Origin of the sequence: Burkholderia sp. S-53 (assembly GCF_025560745.1) — a bacterium.
In the GTDB taxonomy this organism is placed as follows: Bacteria; Pseudomonadota; Gammaproteobacteria; order Burkholderiales; family Burkholderiaceae; genus Burkholderia; species Burkholderia pyrrocinia.
The window spans coordinates 2,865,765-2,888,425 of record NZ_CP090484.1 but is presented as its reverse complement, the minus strand read 5'-3'; the positions used below and the strand labels follow the sequence as shown (position 1 = coordinate 2,888,425).

General features: G+C 67.8%; 23 protein-coding genes. 16 read left to right on the top strand and 7 right to left on the bottom strand.

Going from position 1 to position 22,661, the window contains the following annotated elements; genetic code table 11:
• Positions 1–208: 208 nt before the first annotated feature.
• Positions 209–2,962 (bottom strand): DNA polymerase I, encoded by a 2,754-nt coding sequence (gene polA / locus LXM88_RS35060; protein WP_262544053.1) that lies wholly within the window; start codon positions 2,960–2,962, stop codon positions 209–211.
• A 1-nt stretch (position 2,963) separates the two neighbouring features.
• On the opposite strand from polA, the gene LXM88_RS35055 reads away from it, so the two are divergent.
• A complete protein-coding gene (locus LXM88_RS35055) occupies positions 2,964–3,722 on the top strand; it encodes a TIGR00730 family Rossman fold protein (protein WP_047901406.1) in 759 nt (252 codons plus the stop codon).
• Between the two features lie 400 nt (positions 3,723–4,122).
• On the top strand, positions 4,123–4,422 hold the full coding sequence (locus tag LXM88_RS35050) for a hypothetical protein (protein WP_262544052.1): 300 nt from the start codon (positions 4,123–4,125) through the stop codon (positions 4,420–4,422).
• Positions 4,423–4,536: 114 nt separating this feature from the next.
• Here LXM88_RS35050 and LXM88_RS35045 read toward each other — a convergent pair whose 3' ends face one another.
• Complete coding sequence (locus tag LXM88_RS35045) at positions 4,537–6,063, bottom strand: AMP nucleosidase (RefSeq protein WP_262544051.1); 1,527 nt, start codon at positions 6,061–6,063, stop codon at positions 4,537–4,539.
• A gap of 129 nt (positions 6,064–6,192) precedes the next feature.
• On the opposite strand from LXM88_RS35045, the gene LXM88_RS35040 reads away from it, so the two are divergent.
• From LXM88_RS35040 to LXM88_RS35020, 5 genes are all read left to right on the top strand, one after another.
• Positions 6,193–6,588: a hypothetical protein gene (locus LXM88_RS35040; RefSeq protein WP_262544050.1), complete on the top strand. Its 396-nt coding sequence runs from the start codon at positions 6,193–6,195 to the stop codon at positions 6,586–6,588.
• A gap of 101 nt (positions 6,589–6,689) precedes the next feature.
• Entirely contained in the window at positions 6,690–7,688 is a 999-nt protein-coding gene (locus LXM88_RS35035) for a homoserine kinase (RefSeq protein WP_262544049.1), read from the top strand.
• The gene (locus LXM88_RS35030) at positions 7,679–8,488 is read left to right on the top strand and encodes a BPSS1780 family membrane protein (RefSeq protein WP_262544048.1); all 810 of its coding nucleotides are present in this window, start codon (positions 7,679–7,681) and stop codon (positions 8,486–8,488) included. Before LXM88_RS35035 ends, LXM88_RS35030 begins: the two co-directional genes overlap by 10 nt.
• A 260-nt stretch (positions 8,489–8,748) precedes the next feature.
• On the top strand, positions 8,749–9,201 hold the full coding sequence (locus LXM88_RS35025; RefSeq protein ID WP_262544047.1) for a MarR family winged helix-turn-helix transcriptional regulator: 453 nt from the start codon (positions 8,749–8,751) through the stop codon (positions 9,199–9,201).
• Positions 9,202–9,357: 156 nt separating this feature from the next.
• Positions 9,358–9,777: an organic hydroperoxide resistance protein gene (locus tag LXM88_RS35020; protein ID WP_031399791.1), complete on the top strand. Its 420-nt coding sequence runs from the start codon at positions 9,358–9,360 to the stop codon at positions 9,775–9,777.
• Positions 9,778–9,885: 108 nt separating this feature from the next.
• On the opposite strand, the gene LXM88_RS35015 is transcribed toward LXM88_RS35020, so the two are convergent.
• The gene (locus LXM88_RS35015; protein ID WP_065502568.1) at positions 9,886–10,062 is read right to left on the bottom strand and encodes a DUF3563 family protein; all 177 of its coding nucleotides are present in this window, start codon (positions 10,060–10,062) and stop codon (positions 9,886–9,888) included.
• Between the two features lie 81 nt (positions 10,063–10,143).
• Positions 10,144–11,253, bottom strand: coding sequence for an extracellular catalytic domain type 1 short-chain-length polyhydroxyalkanoate depolymerase (locus LXM88_RS35010; protein ID WP_262544046.1), 1,110 nt, complete (start codon positions 11,251–11,253; stop codon positions 10,144–10,146).
• A gap of 259 nt (positions 11,254–11,512) precedes the next feature.
• Between LXM88_RS35010 and LXM88_RS35005 the strand changes: the two genes are divergently transcribed.
• From LXM88_RS35005 to LXM88_RS34990, 4 genes are all read left to right on the top strand, one after another.
• Positions 11,513–12,211 carry a phosphatase PAP2 family protein gene (locus LXM88_RS35005; protein WP_262544045.1) on the top strand — a complete coding sequence of 233 codons (699 nt, stop codon included), beginning with the start codon at positions 11,513–11,515 and terminating at the stop codon, positions 12,209–12,211.
• Positions 12,212–12,347: 136 nt separating this feature from the next.
• Positions 12,348–13,148 carry a molybdate ABC transporter substrate-binding protein gene (modA, locus tag LXM88_RS35000; RefSeq protein WP_262544044.1) on the top strand — a complete coding sequence of 267 codons (801 nt, stop codon included), beginning with the start codon at positions 12,348–12,350 and terminating at the stop codon, positions 13,146–13,148.
• A gap of 10 nt (positions 13,149–13,158) precedes the next feature.
• Positions 13,159–13,836, top strand: coding sequence for a molybdate ABC transporter permease subunit (gene modB, locus LXM88_RS34995; RefSeq protein ID WP_047901416.1), 678 nt, complete (start codon positions 13,159–13,161; stop codon positions 13,834–13,836).
• A gap of 55 nt (positions 13,837–13,891) precedes the next feature.
• On the top strand, positions 13,892–14,593 hold the full coding sequence (locus tag LXM88_RS34990) for a sulfate/molybdate ABC transporter ATP-binding protein (protein ID WP_262544043.1): 702 nt from the start codon (positions 13,892–13,894) through the stop codon (positions 14,591–14,593).
• A gap of 179 nt (positions 14,594–14,772) precedes the next feature.
• Here LXM88_RS34990 and LXM88_RS34985 read toward each other — a convergent pair whose 3' ends face one another.
• From LXM88_RS34985 to LXM88_RS34975, 3 genes are all read right to left on the bottom strand, one after another.
• A complete protein-coding gene (locus tag LXM88_RS34985) occupies positions 14,773–15,609 on the bottom strand; it encodes a TOBE domain-containing protein (RefSeq protein WP_262544042.1) in 837 nt (278 codons plus the stop codon).
• A 48-nt stretch (positions 15,610–15,657) separates the two neighbouring features.
• Positions 15,658–17,292: a CHAD domain-containing protein gene (locus LXM88_RS34980; protein ID WP_262544041.1), complete on the bottom strand. Its 1,635-nt coding sequence runs from the start codon at positions 17,290–17,292 to the stop codon at positions 15,658–15,660.
• Positions 17,293–17,418: 126 nt separating this feature from the next.
• Entirely contained in the window at positions 17,419–17,802 is a 384-nt protein-coding gene (locus LXM88_RS34975; RefSeq protein ID WP_047901420.1) for a tautomerase family protein, read from the bottom strand.
• Positions 17,803–17,911: 109 nt separating this feature from the next.
• On the opposite strand from LXM88_RS34975, the gene LXM88_RS34970 reads away from it, so the two are divergent.
• The 5 genes from LXM88_RS34970 to LXM88_RS34950 all read left to right on the top strand — a co-directional run bounded on the left by LXM88_RS34970 (position 17,912) and on the right by LXM88_RS34950 (position 22,614).
• Positions 17,912–18,769, top strand: a complete 858-nt coding sequence (locus LXM88_RS34970; protein WP_262544040.1) for a LysR family transcriptional regulator — start codon at positions 17,912–17,914, stop codon at positions 18,767–18,769.
• A gap of 41 nt (positions 18,770–18,810) precedes the next feature.
• A complete protein-coding gene (locus LXM88_RS34965; RefSeq protein ID WP_262544039.1) occupies positions 18,811–19,734 on the top strand; it encodes a DMT family transporter in 924 nt (307 codons plus the stop codon).
• Positions 19,735–19,801: 67 nt separating this feature from the next.
• Complete coding sequence (locus tag LXM88_RS34960; RefSeq protein WP_262544038.1) at positions 19,802–20,581, top strand: sensor histidine kinase; 780 nt, start codon at positions 19,802–19,804, stop codon at positions 20,579–20,581.
• Positions 20,582–20,657: 76 nt separating this feature from the next.
• Positions 20,658–22,001, top strand: coding sequence for a hemolysin family protein (locus LXM88_RS34955; protein ID WP_262544037.1), 1,344 nt, complete (start codon positions 20,658–20,660; stop codon positions 21,999–22,001).
• A 28-nt stretch (positions 22,002–22,029) separates the two neighbouring features.
• Positions 22,030–22,614: a thiamine phosphate synthase gene (locus tag LXM88_RS34950; RefSeq protein WP_262544036.1), complete on the top strand. Its 585-nt coding sequence runs from the start codon at positions 22,030–22,032 to the stop codon at positions 22,612–22,614.
• Positions 22,615–22,661 lie beyond the last annotated feature (47 nt).

Sequence of the window (22,661 nt, the reverse complement as noted above, 5' to 3'; positions counted from 1 at the left end):
TGGATTAACCGGTTCGGACATCATCGATGTGCAGTTCGAAGCACTTCGATGCGTCCGGTCCCGGAACGCGGGGCGCGCCGCCCCGCGTCAATGACATGACTGACATGCATTGTCCGGGAGCTTGCGCGTTGACCACAAGCAAACCATCTCGATATTCAGCATCCCTGCAACAATATGCCGCAGGAATCGGGAACCGCGCGGCGGTGCGTCAGTGTGCCTCTTCCCAGTTCGCGCCGGCGCCTACTTCGGCGACGAGCGGCACCTTCAGCTTCGCGACGCCGCACATCATTTCCGGCAGTTTCTCGCGCACGAGCGACAGTTCGTCGTCGGGCACCTCGAGCACCAGTTCATCGTGCACCTGCATGATCATCCGCGACGCAAGCTGGTCGCGCGTGAGCCAGTCGTCCACCGCGATCATCGACAGCTTGATCAGGTCGGCCGCGGTACCCTGCATCGGCGCATTGATTGCCGCGCGCTCGGCCGCCTGGCGGCGCGGGCCGTTGCCGCCGTTGATCTCCGGCAGCCACAGACGGCGACCGAAAACGGTTTCGACGTAGCCCTTCTCCTTCGCGATCGCGCGCGTGTCTTCCATGTACTGCGCGACGCCCGGATAGCGGGCGAAATAGCGGTCGATATAGAGCTTCGCCGCGTCACGCGTGATGCCGAGGTTCGACGCGAGCCCGAACGCGCTCATCCCGTAGATCAGCCCGAAGTTGATCACCTTCGCGATCCGACGCTGGTCGGAATGGACTTCCAGCGGCGTCACGCCGAACACCTCGGCTGCCGTCGCGCGGTGGATGTCCTCGCCCTGCGAGAACGCGCGCAGCAGCGACGCGTCGCCCGAGATGTGCGCCATGATCCGCAGTTCGATCTGCGAATAGTCGGCCGACACGATCCGGTGGCCCGGCGACGCGATGAACGCCTCGCGGATCCGCCGGCCTTCGGCCGTGCGCACCGGAATGTTCTGAAGATTAGGATCGTTCGATGCGAGACGGCCCGTCACCGCGACGGCCTGCGCATAGTTCGTATGCACGCGGCCCGTTGCGGGGTTCACCATGCGCGGCAGCTTGTCGGTATAGGTCGACTTCAGCTTCGACAGCCCGCGATGCTCGAGCAGCACCTTCGGCAGCGGGTAATCCTCCGCCAGCTTCTGCAGCACTTCTTCGTCGGTCGACGGCGCGCCGCTCGGCGTCTTCTTCACGACCGGCAACTGCAGCTTCTCGAAGAAGATCTGCCCGATCTGCTTCGGCGAGCCGAGATTGAATTCGCCGCCCGCCAGTTCGTACGCCTGCGTTTCGAGCTCGATCAGACGCGTCGCGATTTCGGTGCTCTGCGCCTGCAGGAGCGCGTCGTCGATCAGCACGCCCGTACGCTCCATCTTGCGCAGCACGAGCGACACCGGCATCTCGATCTCGCGATACACGCGCTCGAGGCCGGGTTCGCGCGCGACCTGCGGATACAGCGCGTGATGAAGCTGCAGCGTGATGTCGGCATCTTCGGCCGCGTATTCGGCGGCCTGCGCGAGCGCCACGTCGTCGAAACCGATCTGCTTCGCGCCCTTGCCGGCCACGTCTTCATACTTGATCGTCTTGACGCCCAGATGACGCAGCGCGAGGCTGTCCATGTCGTGCGTGCGGTGCGATTCGACCACGTACGATTCGAGCAGCGTGTCGTGCTCGATGCCGTTCAGCGCGATGTCGTAATTCGCGAGCACCTGCGCGTCGTACTTCAGGTGCTGGCCGACCTTCTTGCGATCGGCCGATTCGAGCCACGGCTTCAGGCGTGCGAGCACTTCGTCGATCGGAAGCTGCTCGGGCATGTCGGGGCCGCGATGCGCGACCGGCAGGTACGCGGCCTTGCCCGGTTCGACCGAGAACGACAGGCCGACGAGCCGTGCAAGCATCGGATCGAGCGCGGTCGTCTCGGTGTCGAACGCGGTCAGCGCGGCCGCGTCGATCTTCGCGAACCACGCGTCGAATTGCTCCCAGGTCTGGATCGTGTCGTATTCGCGAACGATGTCGGCCGCCACCACCGGTGCCGGCTCGCCTTCCTGCACATCGGCGCCGCCGCCTTCCGCGGGCGCGCTGTCGACTTCGCGCAGCCACGTCTTGAAGCCGTAGCGCGCGAAGATGTCGCGCATCAGGTCGCGCGCTTCGCCGTCGCTCTTCAGCGACGCCTCGATCGATTCGAGATGCGGCGCGAGATCGCAGGCCGTGTCGACCGTCACGAGCTGGCGGCCGAGCGGCAGGAAGTCGAGCGCGCGGCGCAGGTTGTCGCCGACCACGCCCTTGATGTCGCCCGCGTGCGCGATGACGCCGTCGAGGCTGTCGTATTGCGACAGCCATTTCACGGCCGTCTTCGGCCCGCACTTCTCGACGCCCGGCACGTTGTCGACGGTGTCGCCGATCAAGGCCAGGTAGTCGATGATCCGCTCGGGCGGCACGCCGAACTTCGCGATCACGCCATCGCGGTCGAGCGTCTCGTTGGTCATCGTGTTGACGAGCGTGACGTGGTCGCTCACGAGTTGCGCGAGATCCTTGTCGCCGGTCGACACGATCACGTTCATCCCGTGCCGCTCGGCTTCGCGCGCGAGCGTGCCGATCACGTCGTCGGCCTCGACGCCTTCGACCATCAGCAACGGCCAGCCGAGCGCGCGCACGGCGCCGTGGATCGGTTCGACCTGCAATGCGAGGTCGGGCGGCATCGACGGCCGGTTTGCCTTATAGTCGGCATAAAGGTCGTCACGGAACGTCTTGCCCTTTGCATCGAACACGCAAGCGCTATACTCTGCACTGACTTCCTTGCGCATACGGCGCAGCATGTTGATGATTCCGTAGAGCGCTCCTGTCGGCTCCCCGCCAGGGCCACGCAAATCAGGCATCGCATGGTAGGCCCGATACAGATAGCTCGAACCGTCAACCAATAGCAGGGTCTTACCTTCCAGATTTCGTTCTTCAGGCATTATGAACAAGAGAAAAGTGATTCCGAGTCTGCGTTCGCTCGCAGATCAAGAACGCGCGACGGCCAAGAAGGCGCGCGCATCGTGGCAGATGTTCACGATTATGGCAGAGTTTATCGAGGCGACCGAGTACCTGTCGGAGATCCGCCCGGCTGTCAGCATCTACGGTTCTGCCCGCCTCAAACCCGACACGCCGCACTACAAGCTGGCCGCGCAGATCGCGCGCAAGCTGTCCGACGCCGGCTTCGCCGTGATCTCCGGCGGCGGCCCCGGCATCATGGAAGCCGCGAACAAGGGCGCGCACGCCGGCAAGGCGCCGTCGGTCGGCCTGAACATCGAGCTGCCGCACGAGCAGGCCGGCAACCACTACCAGGACATCTCGCTGCGCTTCCGCCACTTCTTCACGCGCAAGGTCACGTTCGTGAAGAATTCGGATGCGGTGATCGTAATGCCGGGCGGTTTCGGCACGCTCGACGAGCTGTCCGAAGTGCTCACGCTGATCCAGACGAAGAAATCGCGCCTCGTGCCGATCATCCTCGTCGGCAGCACGTTCTGGCAGGGCTTGCTGCAGTGGTTCCGCGACCAGCTCATTCCGATGGGCCTGATCAATCCGGAAGACATGGATCTGATGCAGGTGATCGACGATCCCGACCAGGTGCTCGACGCAGTGCTCGCGTTCTACGAGGACAGCGGCGAGGAAGAAGGTTCGGACGAAGAAGGGCATCCGCCGCGGCCCGAAGAAGACCGGATGTTCTATCTGTAATCGCTCCATGGCGATAGCCGGCCCGACGGCCGGCGTACTCCTTTCCCCGCGGCAGGCATCGCGATTCGTCCGCCTGCCGCGCACGACTTTCGCGACTTTGTAACGCGCTGTTAATCCCGCTTCGAAGCCGCGCGCCGCCGAATGTCAAATTCGCGCGGCCGGCACTGCGCGATGCGGCATGGTCACTCGCACCCGCGGCCCGCCATTGTCAAATGTGCGGCCCAATGCCCGCATCCCGCGCCTGCGAGCCGCCAACCCGCCGTAATAAACCCACCTCGCCTTTTCCGTCGCGTGCCAGCACACTGCATTGTGTCGGCGCGGCATTCCCCCGGTGGAACGATCCCCCCTCGCTTCCATCGCGTCGCGCCGGCCACCTCACAACGACATCACGGAACAGAACATGAAGCGCTCATCGATCGCTCTCGCTTTCGCCGGCCTCGGCCTCTCGCTGTCCGGCCTCGCTCACGCCGTCAACGTCGACGTCAATATCGGCACGCCTGCACCGGTCGTCGTCGCGCCCGCGCCCGTCATGGTCGCACCCGCGCCCGCAGTCATCGTCGGCTGGCATGGCGACCGCTACTGGGACGGCCGCCGCTACTGGGAACGCCGCGAGTGGGAAGATCATCAGCGTTATCGTGGCCATGACGATCGCCGCGGCTACCACTGCCCGCCGGGACACGCGAAGAAGGGCGAGTGCTGAGCGCATGACCGCCGGGCCTCACTGCCCCGGCGCTGAAGCGGAAAGACAAAGGCCTCACGCGAACAAGCGTTCGCGTGAGGCCTTTGTCTTTGGAGGCGCCATCGCGCCGGGCAGTTACTGGAACGCCACTTCCGCAAAGCTTCGCAGCTTCCGGCTATGCAGCTTGTCGAGCCCGTTCGTGCGCAGGATCTCCATCGCCTTCACGCCGATCTGCAGGTGCTGGTCGACCTGCCCGCGATAAAACGTGTCGGCCATGCCCGGCAGCTTCAGCTCGCCGTGCAGCGGCTTGTCCGACACGCACAGCAGCGTGCCGTACGGCACGCGGAAGCGGAAGCCGTTCGCGGCGATCGTCGCGCTTTCCATGTCGAGCGCGATCGCGCGGCTCTGCGACAACCGCTGCACCGGCTCACGATGATCGCGCAGCTCCCAGTTGCGGTTATCGACGCTCGCGACCGTGCCGGTGCGCATCACGCGCTTCAGTTCGACGCCCTCGAGCCGCGTGACGTCGGCCACCGCGCGCTCGAGCGCGAGCTGCACTTCGGCGAGCGCCGGAATCGGCACCCACAGCGGCAGGTCGGCGTCGAGCACGTGATCCTCGCGCACGTAACCGTGCGCAAGCACGTAATCGCCGAGACGCTGCGTGTTGCGCAGCCCCGCGCAGTGACCGAGCATCACCCATGCATGCGGACGCAGCACTGCGATGTGATCGGTGATCGTCTTCGCGTTCGACGGACCGACGCCGATGTTGACCATCGTGATTCCGCTGCCGTCCGCGCGCTTCAGGTGATACGCGGGCATCTGCGGCAGGCGCGGCGGCGCGGAGCCCTCGGCCGGCTCGCTGCCGAGGTTCGCGTTGTACGTGACGACATCGCCCGGCTCGACGAACGCGCTGTACTGGCTGCGGTACGCGCGCACCTCGGGATCGGTGCTTTCCGTCATCATCGTGCGGCCGAGCTTCACGAACTCGTCGATGTAGAACTGGTAGTTCGTGTAGAGCACGTAGTTCTGGAAATGCGTGGGCGACGTCGCCGTGTAGTGACGCAGCCGGTGCAGCGAGAAATCGACGCGCGCGGCCGTGAACAGCGCGAGCGGATGCGGCTCGCCCGCCGCCGGCTCGAACGTGCCGTTGACGATGCGGTCGTCGAGATACGACAGGTCGGGCGTGTCGAAGATGTCGCGCATCGCGAGCAGGCGGTCGCGGTCGAGCTCGCCTTCGAGATGGATGCCTTCCGGAAACGCGAAATGGATCGGAATCGGCTGCGACGACACGCCGATCTCGATCTTGACATGGTGGTTCTTCGACAGCAGGCGCAGTTGCTCGCGATAGTAGTTCGCGAAGAGATCGGGGCGCGTGACCGTCGTCTCGAACACGCCGGGGCCGGCGACGAAACCGTACGAGCGGCGCGAATCGACGTGCGTGTTGACGTCGGTGCGGATCCGCACGAACGGATAGCACGCGCGCACGTGCTCGATAATCGGTTCATGGCGGCGATAGCGCGCGAATGCGTCGCGCAGGAAGCCCGTATTCGTGTCGTAAATGGCGGACAGCCGCGCGACGGCGGCGATCGGATCGTCGAAAGCCTCGACCGACGGGCTTTCGGGCGTCAGCACACGGTGCCGGCGGCTCAAATCGTTCTTCATTTGTATCACCTCGTCTGATCCGACGACATTACCACGGAACCCGGTCACTCTCATGGCCGCCCGTACGCACGCCAGGGCCGGATACCGCGCAGTATTTGCTAAAATCGGTGGGTTCACTGGAGACTCATCATGAAGCCGCTCATTCTCGTCGCCGCTGCCGCCGCGTTTGCCGCCGCCAGCGTCGCTCACGCCGCCGGCGCCACGCCTGACGCCGACGCGCAGGCCCGGGCCGAGGCCAACGAAGCCGCCGGCCTGCCCGATCTCCGCAAAATCAACCGGCCGGGCGCCGAAGTCACGTCGAAAGTCGACTTCGCCGACATTCGCCGCACGCCGAGCTTCCATGAAAAGAGCAAGAACGGCACCGAGGTCACCGAATACCGCGACCGCGGCAAGCCGGTCGAGATCGACGTGAAGTCGAACTTCGGCACGCGCTACCAGATGAGCTCGACGCCCGACACCTCGCCGAAGCCGCACGACGCGGGCATCCCGATCACGCGCCTGCCGTCGCTGAACCTGCGCTACTGATTCCGTCGCGCGCCGCGTCGATCGCGGCGCGACGCCTCCCTTCACCTGCTGTCGCGACGCACGCCGCCCGCGTGCCGACACCCTGACCTGACGCATCCCGCATGGCCGTTTTCACTGCTGTTTCCGACTCCGATCTCGCGCAATGGATGCGCCACTACGAACTGGGCGACGTGCTTGCGTTCCGCGGCATTCCGTCCGGTATCGAAAACAGCAATTTCTTCCTGACGACGACGCGCGGCGAGTACGTCCTCACGATCTTCGAAAAGCTGACGGCGCAGCAGTTGCCGTTCTACCTCGACCTGATGCGCCACCTGGCCGGCCACGGCGTGCCGGTGCCGGATCCGGTCCCGCGCGACGACGGCGCGCTGTTCGGCGAGCTGCACGGCAAGCCGGCCGCGATCGTCACGAAGCTCGACGGCGCGGCCGAACTCGCGCCGGGGGTCGAACACTGCATCGAGGTCGGGCAGATGCTCGCGCGCCTGCACCTCGCGGGGCGCGACTATCCGCGCAACCAGCCTAACCTGCGCAGCCTGCCGTGGTGGCAGGAGAACGTGCCGGCGATCGTGCCGTTCATCACGGACGCGCAACTCGCGCTGCTCGAAGGCGAGCTCGCGCACCAGTCGGCCTTCTTCGCGTCGGCCGACTACGCGGCGCTGCCGGCCGGCCCGTGCCATTGCGACCTGTTCCGCGACAACGTGCTGTTCGCGCACGCGGCGCCCGGCACCGGCCACGACGTGCGGCTCGGCGGCTTCTTCGACTTCTATTTCGCCGGCTGCGACAAGTGGCTGTTCGACGTCGCGGTGACGGTGAACGACTGGTGCGTCGACCTTGCGACCGGCGTGCTCGACGTCGCGCGCGCCGATGCGCTGCTGCGCGCGTACCAGACCGTGCGGCCGTTCACGGCCGAGGAGCGCCGCCACTGGAGCGACATGCTGCGCGCGGGCGCGTACCGCTTCTGGGTATCGCGCCTGTACGACTTCTACCTGCCGCGCGCGGCCGAGATGCTCAAGCCGCACGACCCCGGCCATTTCGAACGCATCCTGCGTGAGCGTATCGCGCATACACCCGCGCTTCCCGAGATCCAAACCGCATGCAACTGATCGAAGTGCCCGCGAAAACGGGCTATGTCTGGTTCCGTCAAGGCGTCTGGCTGTTCCGCCGGAACCCGCTCGCATTCATCACGCTGTTCTTCACGTACCTGCTGGCGGTCACGCTGGTGTCGAGGGTGCCCGTGATCGGCTCGGCGCTGCCGCTGGTGTTCATTCCCGGCGTCGCGGTCGGCTTCATGGCCGCGTGCCGCGATACGGTGGCCGGCAAGACGGTGATGCCGACGATCCTGATCGACGGCTTCCGCTCGTACGGCACCGTCGCGACCCAGCGGCTGCTCGTGCTCGGCGTGATCTACGTCGCGTCGATGGTGCTCGTGTTCGCCGCTTCGTCGTTCGTGGACGGCGGCGCGCTGTTCCACGTGATGATGGGCGCGGCCGACGAAGCGAGCACGACGCCGGAAACGCTCGCCGCGCAAGGCACGTTCGGCGCGCTGATGTTCGCGACGCTGCTCTATCTGCCGATCTCGATGCTGTTCTGGTTCGCGCCGGTGCTCGTCGCGTGGCATGACGTCCCGCCCGCCAAGGCGCTGTTCTTCAGCATCGTCAGCTGCTGGCGCAATCGCGGCGCGTTCGCCGTGTACGGCGTGCTGTGGTTCGGCGTCGCGCTCGGCACATCGCTCGCGCTGTCGCTGCTGCTGCAGGCGCTCGGCGCCGGCGCCTATGCACTGACGATCATGATGCCGGTGACGATCATCATCGTCACGATGCTGTACTGCTCGTTCTACGCGACCTATCGCGGGTGCTTCGGCGTCCAGGAGCCGGGCGCGCCGACGGCCACGTCGGGCCGCTGAAGACGCCCCCGGCTGGTGCGCGACGCCAGCCGGGGCGCACTGTCTCCCGCGCCGGATTTCGACCCGGCGCCCCTCCCTGTCTCGCACCACTCCGCGCATCCTTCTCCCGCCGCCCTCGACCGGGCGCCTTTGGTCCGTCGCCCCCAGCCGGGCGCCCCTGGCCGGGCGCCCCTAGCCGGGCGCCCCTGTTCAACCGAATCTTTTGCGCGCAAAATAATTTGCGTACAAATTGTTCGCGCGTCCGCCGCGCCACCCGAATCATGGACCGCCCACCCCTGCTGCCCCAGACGCTCGACGAGCAACTGTGCTTCGCGCTCTACGCGACTTCGCACGCAATGACGAAGGCGTACAAGCCGCTGCTCGACAAGCTGTCGCTGACCTATCCCCAATATCTCGCGATGCTCGTGCTGTGGGAGCGCGACGACATCGCGGTGAAGGACATCGCCGCGCGGCTCGACCTCGACCCGGCCACGGTCACACCATTGCTCAAGCGGCTGGAAGCGCTCGGCTACGTCGAGCGCGTGCGCAGCGCGGCCGACGAACGCGTCGTGAACGTGCGCGTGACACCGGAAGGCCGGGCGCTGAAGGACCGCGCGCGCTCGGTGCCCGCCGACCTCTTCTGCGCGATGCAGCAAACGCCCGAGTTCCTGATCAGGCTGCGCGCCGATCTCCAGCAGTTGCGCGACGCGCTGTCGGCCGCCAACGAACGCTGACGAACCGGACGTCGGCCGACCGACCCGGCACGGCCGGGTTTTTCTTCAAAATTTCATTTGCACACTAATGATTTGTGTTCTATATTTTCTTCGTGGCCGGCGACACTCCATTCGACCGGGCCGCTTTTCTCTCCATTTCCCGACAGGAGCTGCACGATGAACATTCTGTACAAGACCAGCGCCACAAGCACGGGCGGCCGCGACGGCCGCGCGGTCTCCGCCGACAACAAGCTGGAAGTGAAGCTGGCCGCGCCGCGCGAACTCGGCGGCACGGGCGCGGAAGGCACGAATCCGGAGCAGTTGTTTGCCGCAGGTTACTCGGCCTGCTTCCTGAGCGCGATGAAATTCGTCGCCGGCCAGAACAAGCAGGCGCTGCCGGCCGATACGCAGGTCACGGCGGAAGTGGGCATCGGCCCGAACGACGCAGGCGGCTTCGGGCTCGACATCGAGCTGCGCGTGTCGCTGCCGGGGCTCGACAAGGCCGACGCGCAGGCGCTGGTCGACAAGGCGCACCACGTGTGTCCGTATTCGAACGCAACGCGCAACAACGTGCCGGTGCGCCTGACGGTCGTCTGACGCGACGCAGCGCGACGAATGCAAAAAGGGCGCGTGCGGCTTCTTGCCGCACGCGCCCTTTTGCGTGACTCGCCGGAGCGGCGGGCCAGCTGGCCCACCTTGCGCTGCTTAGCGCGCGCCGAACGAATACGGGCGGTTCATCGACGCTTCGCGATCGATCTTGCGCATACGGAATTCGAGATCGTAGATGTCGGTTGCTTCGGACAGGTACGCCTCGGCGCGCTCTTTACGGGCCGTTTCAGCGTTCTTGGTCAGCATCAGGAAGAGGTGGCTCAGCAGGTACATGTTCGATCTCGCAATCCAAAGGTTCTTTGACTAGGGTTTTCCCGAATTATAGGGAAAACCCTAGGCTTTGGCTAGCGTCGATCAGACGATGCGTCGTTCGGTCGCCACAGTGCGACGGTGTGCTTCGAAAAAAGCCCAGATCATCGCGCTCGCGTCGGGGCCGACGGCCGCATGAAACGGCACCGCTTCGTCGCCGCCGGCCCACGCGTGATCGAGCCCTTTCACATGACAGAGCCGCACGACCAGTTCGCCGTCGCGGCAGACATCGGTGATCTGTACGCCCGCACCGCGCGTCTCGACGCGTTCGCCGCCGCGCAGCGCGCCGCGGCTGTCGGCGAGCCCGTTCAGTCGCATGAACTGCACCGTCAACTGGTCGGCATTCTTCGGTGCGACGACGTGGTCGCCGTCGCCTTGGACGATCAGCGCGGGCATGCCCGGATACGCAGCGGCGTCGACCAGCGCATCGACGGCCGCGGCCGGGTTCTGCCGCACGCCGCGCCGCATCACGTCCATCGCGGTGATGCCGGAATTCGCCTCGCCGAGCGCGGGGCCCGAGTGCAGCGCCACCGCCGCGAAGCGGTCGGGATGGTGCAGTGCAAGAAGCGACGCGAGGCCCGCACCGGCCGACAGCCCCGCGACATAAACGCGCGACGCATCGAAACCGTGTTCGTCGACGACCGCGTCGACCAGCGACGCAACCGCGTTCGCCTCGCCGCGGCCCGCGCGATCGGTGTCTTCATACCAGTGCCAGCAGCCGTGCGCGTGCGCGCGCAGCGACTGCTCCGGATACAGCACCGCGAAACCGTGCTTGTCGGCCAGCAGGTTCATCCGCGTGCCCTTCACGAATTCGTCGACGGACTGCTGGCAGCCGTGCAGCATCACGACGAGCGGCATCGCGCCGCGCCGGCGGCCGGGCGGCACGTAGAGGCCGTAGGCAAGATTCTGGACGAGGCGCCCGAGCGCTGGCGCCATCGGATGCTCGCCGCGCGTCCACTCGCCCGCCGCCCATGCGGCCGCGCGCGGACGCACACGCGATTCGCGCGGCGGGGACAGATCGGATACGGCGGGAGAGGCGGCGGCCTCGAGTGCGTCGCGGGTGATGCGCTGCGCATCGCGCGCCGCGTGTTTGGCGGCCGGAGACAGCATGCGTTTCATGCCGCCCAGCCACACCTTGGTCAGACTTTTGGTCATCGATCGGGCTCGCAGTCAGGAAAAATAGGGGCGCCATGAGGGCGCCGCAATGGATGCATCGTTCGACTTTGTGCAATGCACCATAACATTGTTTCTGGGATTTTTCCTGCGTGCGGTTAGTTCCCGGTGGCGCAAAAAACGGGGCTCGTGCGCACGCGACGCTATACTTGAGTTTCGCCGCTTGTATCCGTTGTAGTCGTTCTTCCCGGCTCGCGCGTTGAATTAAGCATCTTCCCCGCCTTCGTTCGTCCCCTTCCCGATGTTCGACCTGTCATCTCACCTGTGGATCATGATCACCGCGTTCGGCGGCGCCGGCCTGACCTTGCCGCTCGCGATCACGATCGCCGTCTGGCTCACGCTCGGCTACTCGTGGCAGCGTGCGACCGCGTGGCTCGGCGTGCTCGCGGCCGCGATCGGTGTGGTCGCGCTCACGAAGATCGCGTTCCTCGGCTGGGGCATCGGCATCCGCGCGTGGGACTTCACGGGCTTCAGCGGCCACGCGATGCTGTCGACGTCGGTCTATCCGGTCGCGATCTTCCTGATGCTGATCCGCACGCGCACGCCGGTGCGGATCGCCGGCATCGCGCTCGGGCTCGCAGCCGGCGTCGCGGTCGGCGTGTCGCGCGTCGCGCTCGATGCGCATTCGCCGTCCGAATCGATCACCGGCTGCATCGTCGGCGCGATCGCCGCGCTCGCGTTCATCGCCGGCTCGTGGCGCGCGGTGCCGCACCGCTGGTCGGTGCCCGCGGTCGTCGCGAGCCTTGCGATCGTCACCGTGGCGCTGCACGGCATCACGGTGCCGTCGCATCGCTGGGTCACCAAGGTTGCGCTGGAGCTGTCGGGCCACGAGCGCCCGTTCGTCCGCGCGCGCTGGAAGGCCAACCCGAACTACCACCCCGCGTCGCAGCCGTCGTCGCTGCAGCGCACCGAATCGTCGACGCGCACGCTGCACACGTGACGGGCCACCCGGCCGTCACGCCCGCCATTCTTCAGATCTGACCATTTCATGCGCACCGTCGCATGAACGGTATGTCGAGCGTTATAACCCGCCCTATATTACGATTACGGTTTCCACCCATTCCAACGAATCCGCCATGCGCTCGACCGTCCGTCCGCTTCGCCGCACCCTGCTCCGCCTGCTGCCGATCGCCACGCTTGCCGCCGCCGGTATCGCGTTCGGCGCGCCCGCTTCCGCCGCCGACGAACTGGTCGTGTCGGCGGCCGCCAGCCTGACGAATGCGTTCAAGGCCGTCGGCGACGCGTACGAGAAGCAGCATCCGGACACCAAGGTGCTGTTCAACTTCGGCGCATCGGACGTGCTGATGCAGCAGATCGCCAAGGGCGCACCGGCCGACGTGTTCGCATCGGCCGACCAGAAGGCGATGGATCGTGCGGCCGATGAAAAGGTGATCGTGCCCGGCACGCGCCGCGATTTCGCGGCGAACTCGCTCGTGCTGATCGTGCCGGCGGACAGCCGCGCGGCCGCGCCGACGTCGCTGAACGACCTGGCCGCGCCCGGCGTCAAGCGCGTCGCGTACGGCGACCCGGCATCGGTGCCGGTCGGCCGCTACACCGAAGGCGCGCTGCGCGCAGCCGGTGTGTGGGATGCCGTCAGCGCGAAAGGCGTGCTGGCCGCCAATGTGCGCCAGAGCCTCGACTACGTCGCACGTGGCGAGGTCGACGCGGGCTTCGTGTTCGGCACCGACGCCGCGATCATGCCCGGCCGCGTGAAGGTCGCACTGACGGTGCCGACGAAGACGGCCATCACCTATCCGATCGCCGTGGTCAAGGACAGCCGCCACGCCGCGCAGGCGCAGTCGTTCATCGACTTCGTCGCGTCGCCGCAAGGCCAGGCCGTGCTGTCGACGTTCGGCTTCAAGCCCACGGGCAAGTGAGCGTATCGCGATGCAAGACGCCTGGGTACCGCTGCTGCTGTCGCTGAAGGTCGCCGGCTGGGCGACCGCGCTCGACATCGTGCTCGGTGTCGCGGCCGCGTTCGTGCTCGCGCGCTGGCGCTCGCCGCTGCGCGACGTCGTCGATTCGCTGCTGACGCTGCCGCTCGTGCTGCCGCCGACGGTGCTCGGCTATTACCTGCTCGTGCTGCTCGGCCGGCGCGGCGTGTTCGGCGCGTGGCTCGACAAGCTCGGCATCGAGCTCGTCTTCACGTGGCAAGGCGCGGTGATCGCGTCGATGATCGTCGCGTTTCCGCTGATCCTGAAGTCGGCGCGTGCTGCGTTCGAAGGCGTCGATCCGCATCTCGAACGCGCTGCGCGCACGCTCGGGCTCGGCGAAGCCGCGGTGTTCTTCCGTGTGACGCTGCCGCTCGCCACGCGCGGGATCCTCGCGGGCGCGCTGCTCGCGTTCGCACGTGCGCTCGGCGAGTTCGGCGCGACGCTGATGATCGCGGGCAACCTGCCCGGCCGCACGCAAACGCTGTCGGTCGCGATCTACGCGGCCGTGCAGGCCGGCGACGACAGCACGGCCAACTTTCTCGTGCTGGTGACGTCGATCACCTGCGTGCTCGTGCTGCTCTCGGCCGGCTGGCTCGTGCCGGCGCGCGCGTCGCGGAGCCAGTTGACATGAAGCGCCCGTCACGTCCGGATCATCCGGCGGCCGTGCCTCCTCGGCGGAGGCCCGCATGAGCCTCGTCGTCGACATCCGCAAGACCTATGCGAACGCCGAGCGCCGCTTCACGCTCGACGTGTCGTTCACGGCAGCGACGCAGCGCGTCGTGCTGTTCGGGCCGTCCGGCGCGGGCAAGAGCATGACGCTGCAGGCGATCGCCGGCCTGCTGTCGCCCGACGCAGGCACGATCGCGCTGAACGGCGAAACGCTGTTCGACGCCGCGCGCCGCATCGACGTGCCGACCCGTGACCGCCGCGTCGCATACCTGTTCCAGGACTACGCGCTGTTTCCGCATCTGAACGTGCGCCAGAACATCGCGTTCGGGCTCACGTCCGGGCTGCGCAACCCGCGCGCGAAGACGGTGCCGCCCGAAGTCGCGTACTGGCTGCGCGCGTTCGACCTCGAAGGGCTCGCCGGGCAGTATCCGTCGCAACTGTCGGGCGGGCAGAAGCAGCGCGTCGCGCTCGCGCGCGCGCTGGTTGCCCAGCCGCGAATCCTGCTGCTCGACGAACCGTTCGCGGCGCTCGACGCCGCGATGCGCCAGCGCATGCGCCACGAGCTCGCAGAACTGCAGGCGCGGCTCGATATCCCGATGGTGCTGATCTCGCACGACCCCGACGACGTCGCCGCGTTTGGCGATCAGGTCGTGCAATTGAGCGAAGGACGCGTGCAGGCGACACCGCCGCACGCCGAGTGGCCGACGCGCGTCACGTGAGCGCGCGAGGCCGAGGCCGTGGCGCTGGCAGCCACGTTGGAGCCTGAGAGAAGCCGCACTTGGCGGCCTATGCTGAAAACGGAAACGAAGCCGGCGCCATGCAGACGACGTCCGGCGCCGGCTTCGCCCCGTCCGTCACACGATCGCCGCAGCGCGCCCGCGCTGCCCTGCCTGCACCGTCAGCCCGTCACCGCGAGAATCACGCTCGATGCCTTGAACAGCGCGATCGCCCGCCGGCCGGCGTCGAACTGCAGCGCATCGACGCTTTCGTTGGTGACGACGGCCGTCAGCGTCCCGCCGCCGTCGAGCGCCAGCGTCACTTCGCTGTTCACCGCGCCCGCCGTGATGGATTCGACGCTGCCGCGCAGCCGGTTCCGCGCGGACACCTTCAGCTCGGGCCCGCCATCGTCGACCGCCAGCACGACCCACGACGCCTTCACCAGCGCGCAGGCGTCCGCACCTTCCTGCAGGCCGAGCGCATCGGCGCTTTCGTGCGTCAGCACGGCGACGACCGGCTGCCCGCCGGGCAGCGCGAGCGTCACTTCGTCGTTGACGGTGCCGCGCACGATCGACGCGACCTTGCCGAACAGCTGGTTGCGCGCGCTGGTCTTCATCCCGATCCGGCCGATCAGCGCCCAGTCGACGTCGAACCCGGCAACGGCCGCGCTCGCGGCCTCGATGAAGCGGCGATGCTCGCGCTCGATCGTGCGGAATGCGGCGATCAGCGACGTCGCGCGCGGCGTCAGCGTCGTACCGCCGCCGCCCTTGCCGCCCGTCGACCGCGCGACGAGCGGTTCGCCGGCGAGATTGTTCATCGTGTCGACCGCATCCCATGCAGCCTTGTAGCTGAGGCCGACGGCCTTCGCCGCACGCGTGATCGAACCGGTATCGCCGATCGCCGCGAGCAGCGCGATGCGCGTGGCGCCGCCGAGCGTCTGCTCGCCCGCGCGCAGCCACAGCTCGCCACCCAGTTCGAGCGGCTCGGAGGACGGGGAAGCATGCGGTGCGTCGGTCATCGGCATGGGTGCGGGAAACGGGCGGGCATTATAGCCAGCGTACGCCGCTCAGCGCGGCTTGCCGTCGAGCTTCGGCGGACGCAGGCTGGCCAGCAGCGTCTCGGCATCGTGCGCTGCGCGCTGTTCGAGCGCCGCGCCATAGCCGCGCACGAAACCGAGCTGGTACGGCGGCGCCGCCAGTTGCTCGAGATGTTGCAGCGCGACCATCGTGTCGTTCGATTCGCCAAGCACGCTCTGCACGCGTGCGAGCGTCTTGATCGTCTCGTTGCGCGTGCGGCGCGACGCCAGCGACGCGAAGAATTCGAGCGCATAGCGCAACCGCTTCGCGTCGATCCGCACCTGGTGGCGCGCAGCCGTATCGAGCGACGTGAGCGACGGCGATGCGTACAGATGGCCGAACAGCCGCCGCACACGCTTCGTCGCGTGACGCCGCAGCGATGGTGCGTCGCCGCCTTCGGCGGGCGGCAGCGCGAGCGCGCTCAGCCATTCGAGCCAGCCGAGCGTCAGCCGTGCGTAGCGGGCCGAATGCAGTGCCTGCCGCAGCTCGACGCGCGCAGCCATGGACTGCGCACGCGCGGCGTCGAGCGTGCCGTTCCAGTCCGCACTGCCACCGTCGGCCGCGATCAGCGCGGGCAGGCTTTCGGTCGAGAACACGTCCCAGTCGCGCACCGTGCCGAGCAGCGCGGCGAGCCAGCGCAGGTCGACGCCAAGCGTGTCCCGCCATGGGCGGTCGGCAAAGAGCGGAAAGAAGCGCATCAGCGTGCGCAGGCGGCGCAGCGCGACGCGCATCTGGTGCACGAATTCGGGGTCGTCGCGCTCGAGCACGCCGCCCTCGTTGCCGAGCCATTGCGCCGTGATGTCGCCGGACAGCGCGAACAGCGCGGCGCGCTGCGTGCGGATGCCGGTCAGGTCGACGAGCTGCGCCTTGACCGGCCCGGCGTCAGCCGGCTCGCCCGCACAGGCGCGGTCGATCACGCTGGTCAGTTGCACGAAAGCAGGCCACGCGCCGCTCAGTTCGCGCGCCGCGGCAAACAGCGCGTGCAGCGCGGCCGTGCGTGCGGCGAAGGTTTCCCAGTCGGGCGCGGTGAGACGCAGTTCGACGTAGCGGCGCGGCGGCTCGCCGCCGCCGTACAAAATGACATCGTCGAGCGTCATCTCGACCACGACGCCGCTGTCGTCGGCCCACCGCCCGCGCCGCCGTTCGCTGACGATGCGCAGCGCCGACGATTCCGGCGACGCACCGGCGGCCGGGTGCTCCGTGGATTCCGGCGCGACGCCATCGACTCCACCCGCCGGCGCATCGGCATCGGCCGCAGCGGCGGTCGCGGGTACGGGTAGCGGCATCGCGACGACGATGCCCTCATGCTCCGCGTCGAACAGTTCGCGCTGCGTGACGCCGGGCGCGAACGCTTTCGTGCGGGACGCGACGACCCGCCGGCCGTGCGCATTCGACTCGACCCAGGTCCACCAGCTCGCGCCGGGGCTCGGTTCGGCCTCCTCGACCTGGCACGGCTCGATCGTCACGCGCTCATGGCCCCGCCGCATCCGGACCTGCGGGCAGATCCGCCACGCACGCACGAGTTCGGCGCCGAAATCGCGCTGCGCACCGCGGGCGCGACTCGCAGCCTTGACCGGCCAACCTTCCAGCGACAGCGACAACACGATTTCCAGCACACGCGACATGGAGGCTCCCGCACATGAAGAATCGCCGGCGCATCGTCCGCGCCGGCGTCGCCCGTGAAGCAACTTCCATAGTACACGCGGCAAAAGCGTGCCGGCGACGATCCGGCCCTGTCGCGCTGTCGCACATCAAACGGCGTATTGCGCGATGCCGTTGCCGAACGACCAGTCCTCCTTCAGCACCTCGACGAGACTGATGAATACGTCCTGTTGCCGAACGCCGGGCTGCTGCGCGAGGTTTTCCGCGATCGTCCGGTACAGCGCCCGCTTCTGCTCGAGCGTGCGCGTGTTGTTCGCGGTGATCTGGATCATCACGAGATCGTCGCTGCGCTCGATGTCGAGGTAATGGCGGCCGAACACGAAGTTCTCGGCCGCATGCTCGGTGACGACCATGAAGATGTCGTCCTCGGGCACGTTGAACGTGTGCATCAGCGCGCGATGCACGCCGTCGACGAGCGCCGCGCGGTATGCGGCCGGTTTGCCTTCGCGCACTGCGATACGGGTGAATGGCATGGTCATGCTCCTGTCGGTGACGTGGAAGAACGGAAACGCAGCGTCAGGTTAGGCTCGCCGATCTATAATGAACAGTCATCAATGAATATTTCATTCATTTTCATTTGAAATGAAAGTGCTCGATCTCGATGCTGTCCGCGCGTTCGTGCTGGTCGCCGATCTCGCCAGCTTCACGCGCGCCGCCGATGCGCTCGGCACCACGCAATCGGCCGTCAGCCTGAAGCTGAAGCGGCTGGAGACGCACCTCGGCAAGCCGTTGCTCGCGCGCACGCCGCGCGTCGTCAAGCTCGCCGCCGACGGCGAGAACTTCCTGCCGGCCGCACGGGCATTGCTCGACGCGCACGACCACGCGCTCGGCGCGATCTCGGCCGGCACGCACCGCCTGTCGCTCGGCGTCAGCGAGCACGTCGCGGTGCCCGATCTGCCGGCCGTGCTCACGAGCCTGCATCGGCAGGATCCGGGGCTGTCGCTGGAAATGCATCTCGGGATGTCGGCGAGCCTGCTCGCGCAATACGACGAACGCCGGCTCGACGCGGCGATCGTGCGGCACGAGCCCGGCGAAGACCCGCCGCGCGACGACGGCACGCTGCTGTTTGCCGAACCGCTGGCGTGGCTCGCCGCGCCGGACTGGGCGCCGCGCGCGGGCGAGCCGCTGCCGCTCGCGGTGCTGGCCGGCCCGTGCGGCGTGCGGGCCGCCGCACTGCGTGCGCTCGACCATGCGGGGCTGCCGTGGCGCGAGCGCTTCACGGGCGGCGGTGTCGCGGCGGTCACCGCGGCCGCCGCGGCGGGGCTCGCCGTCTGCCCGCTCGCGCGGCGTGTCGCGCCGCGCACGCTGGTCGACGTCGGCGCGAAATTCGGGCTGCCGCCGCTGCCGCAGTCGCAGGTCGTGCTGTATTCGCGCGTGCGCGACGCACGTGCGGCCGCCGCGCTGCGCAGGTTTGCCGACAGCCTTGCAATCTCGGCGTAAACTATGCGGTTTAGCCGCCCGTAATCTCCAGAAGAATTCAAATGAAACCCGAAGCCCGCAAGCACCTCCGCGCCAACCTGCTGATGCTCGCCGCCGCCGCGATCTGGGGCTCGGCGTTCGTCGCGCAGCGACTGAGCCTCGACGTGATCGGGCCGTTCCTGTTCACGGGGCTGCGCTTCCTGCTCGGCGCCCTCGTGCTGGTTCCGCTGCTGATGCTGAACACGGCGTCGCGCGCGCAACTCGCGGCGATCCGCCGCGAGCCGGCGCTGCTGCTGCCGGGCCTCGCGCTCGGCGCGCTGCTCGCGGTGTCGATCTCGCTGCAACAGTTCGGCCTGCAGTACACGCGGGTCGCGAACGCGGGTTTCATCAGCTCGCTGTACGTCGTGATCGTGCCGCTGATGGGGGTGTTCGCGCGCCACCGGATCGGCGCGGGCACGTGGTTCGGCGCGCTGCTCGCGGCGATCGGCCTGTATTTCCTCAGCATCGACGAGCATTTCTCGGTGCTCTACGGCGACTGGTTCCAGCTCGCGGGCGCCGTCATCATCGCCGCGCACGTGATGGCCGTCGGCCATCTCGCCAAGCGCCACGATCCGCTCGTGCTCGCGTTCCTGCAGTTCGTCGTCTGCGGTGTGGCGTGCCTTGCGGTCGGTCTCGCCGTCGAGCCGGTCAGCGTTGCGATGCTGCGCGGCGCGCTGCCGACGCTGCTGTACGGCGGGCTGCTGTCGGTCGGTGTCGGCTATACGCTGCAGGTCGTCGCGCAACGCGACGCGGCGCCCGCGCACGCGGCCGTGATCTTCAGCATGGAAGGCGTGTTCGCGGCGATCGCCGGCTGGGCCGCACTCGGCGAAACGCTGACGCTGCGCGCGCTCGTCGGCTGCGCGCTGATGCTGGCCGGCCTGCTCGCGTGCCAGTTGCTGCCGAACGGCGACGCACGGAAAAAGGACGAAGACGCGCTGCCGGCGTGACTCGCACCGTCCCTATAATGGCGGTTCGCGTGACTTCCACGCCAACCGCTTCCGACAGGCCTGCTCCGTGACGTCCACTTCCGTCGATCCCGCCGCCGACCTGCTGCGCGAACGCGCAGCGCACTACGCCACCCAGGCGGCGCTGTTCCTGCGCGACCAGGCGCTCTCCACTGCATCGCACGACCTGCGCAGCCCGCTGAATGCAATGCATAGCTGGGCGTACGTGCTCGAGCGCCAGCTCGCCAATGCCGATCCGAACCTGCAGCGCGCGCTCGCGGGCATCCGCACGGGCATCGACCAGCAGGTGACGCTGATCGACGACGTGCTCGACGCGCCGCGTGCCGAAACGCGCACGCTCGCGATCGCGCCGCGGCCGTTCGCGCTGCGCGCGCTGCTCGACGACACGATCGCGCTGGTCCGGTTCGCGCTCGCCGACGCACGGCAGGTCGCGCTCGACGCAACGCTGCCGGACGGCGAACCGTCGCTGTCGGCCGACCGCGAACGCATCGCGCAGGCGCTCTGGACGATGCTGACGGCGGCCGTCGAGGCCAGCGCCGCCGGCAGCCGCGTGACGTTCGCGTGCACGCGCGACGGCGCGCAGTTCGTCGCGCGCGCCACCTGGACCGTGAGCGCCGACGCGCTCGCCGATCCCGCGCAGCCGCATGCGTTCGAATCGTTCGCGCGGCGCGAGATGCTGCGCGAACGCGACGCGAAGCGGATCGCCTGGGCGCTCGCGCTGTGCCAGCGCGTTGCGCTCGCGCACGGCGGCACGTTCTCGCATACCGCGTTCGCCGACGGCACGACCGCCGCCGTCACGTTCGCCGTCCCCTGCGAGGCGCCGGTGTAAGCAATCGGCCGCCCAAGACATTACAACTTCCTTTCTGGCTCTATACTGATGGGCCTGTCATAACCGGAGCGATTCTTTGTTACAGATCTTCGCGCTCATCGGCGCGTTGTTCCTGGTGGCCCTGAACGGGTTCTTCGTTGCGGCCGAATTCGGCCTCGTCAAACTGCGCGCGACGCGCGTCAAGACCCTCGCCCGCAAGCACGGCCTGCGCGGGCGCATCCTCGGCATCGTGCACGGCCGGCTCGACGCGTATCTTTCCGCGTGCCAGCTCGGCATCACGCTCGCGTCGCTCGGCCTCGGCTGGGTCGGCGAACCGGCCTTCGCGCAACTGATCGGCCCGCTGCTCGACCTGATCGGTGTGCAGTCCGAACGCGTCGTGCACCTGATCTCGCTCGTGTTCGCGTTCTCGCTGATCTCGTTCCTGCACATCGTCGTCGGCGAGCTTGCGCCGAAATCGATGGCGATCCGCCAGTCCGAGAAGGTCGGCCTGTGGGTCGCGCTGCCGCTCTATGCGTTCTATTGGGCGATGTATCCGGCGATCTGGGTGCTCAACAACAGCGCCAACGCGGTGCTGCGGCTCGCGGGGCTGTCGGCCGACCATGGCGGCGACGCGCACTACTCGACCGACGAGCTGAAGCTGATCCTGCGCAGCCGCCGCAGCACGGCCGGCAACCCGGCACAGCCGGCGCGCGGCACGTACAGCAACGACGAGTGGAACACGCTCGCGCATTCGCTCGATTTTTCGTCGATGACCGTATCGGACCTGATGCGGCCGGCCCATGAAATGATCGGCCTGCGGCGCGACCTGCCGCTGCCCGACAACATGGAGATCGTCGCGCGGCACCGCTTCAGCCGCTATCCGCTGTTCGAGGATGCGTCGCGCGAACAGGTGAGCGGGCTGATCCACCTGAAGGACCTGCTGCTCGCGCGTCACGCCGGTGCCGCGCTCGAGGATCTCTCCGATTACGTGCGCCCGGTGCAGTACGTGAGGCCCGACACGCCGGCGCTCGACCTGTTCCGCCGCTTCCGCAAGGGCGCGCCGCACTTCGCGCTGGTCGGCAACAAGGGCGAGAAGCCGATCGGCTTCCTGACGCTCGACAACCTGCTCGGCGCGCTGGTCGGCCAGATCCACGACGAGTTCCGCCAGGGCGATGCCGACTGGAGCCGCCTCGACGACGGCACGCTGATGGGCAAGGGCAGCCTGCCCGTCGTGTCGCTCGAGCAGGCGCTTGGCATCGACATCGACGAAGGCCGCGCGGAATCGGTCGGCGGCCTCGTGATCCAGGCGCTCAGCGACCTGCCGACCGAAGGGCAGCGCGTGTCGTTCGACCGCTTCGACGTCGTCGTCAAAAAGATGAACGGGCCGCGCATCGTGCTGGTGCGCGTCTATCCGAGGGTCGTGAAGGAGGCCGACGAATGACGGCCTCGCGTTGTCGTCGCCGCACGCGATGAACGCAACGCTGCCGCGCTGCTGCGTGATCACGCCGGAGCCGGCGTCCGCGTCGGCGGCCGATTGCGGTGCGTTCCTCGACCGGCTGTCGGCCGTGCTCGCGCGCGGCGAGACGCTCGTGCAACTGCGCGTGAAATCGCTCGATGCGGCCGCATTCGCGCGGCTCGCCGCCGCGGCGCTCGCGCGCTGCGATGCCGCCGGCGCGCACCTGATGCTGAACGGCCCGATCGACGCGGCCGGCGTGATGCGGCTCGACGGTGCAGGCTGGCATCTCGACGGCGCCGCGTTGCGCGCCGCCTCGCAGCGACCGTTACCGCCCGGACGATGGGTGTCCGCCGCCTGCCACACGCAAGACGACCTGCTGCTGGCCGCGCGCGCCGGCGCGGATTTCGTCACGCTGTCGCCCGTGTTGCCGACGCTCAGCCACCCCGGTGCGCCGGCGCTCGGCTGGAGCCGATTCGACGCGCTGGCCGCGCAGGCCGCGATGCCCGTCTACGCGCTCGGAGGAATGACGCGTGCGCATCTCGACGACGCGCGCCGTCACGGCGCGTACGGCATCGCTGGCATTCGCGGATTCTGGTAACTCGGGGTGTTCCGGCAGTGCAGCCGGGCGCGGAAGCCCCGGCCGTT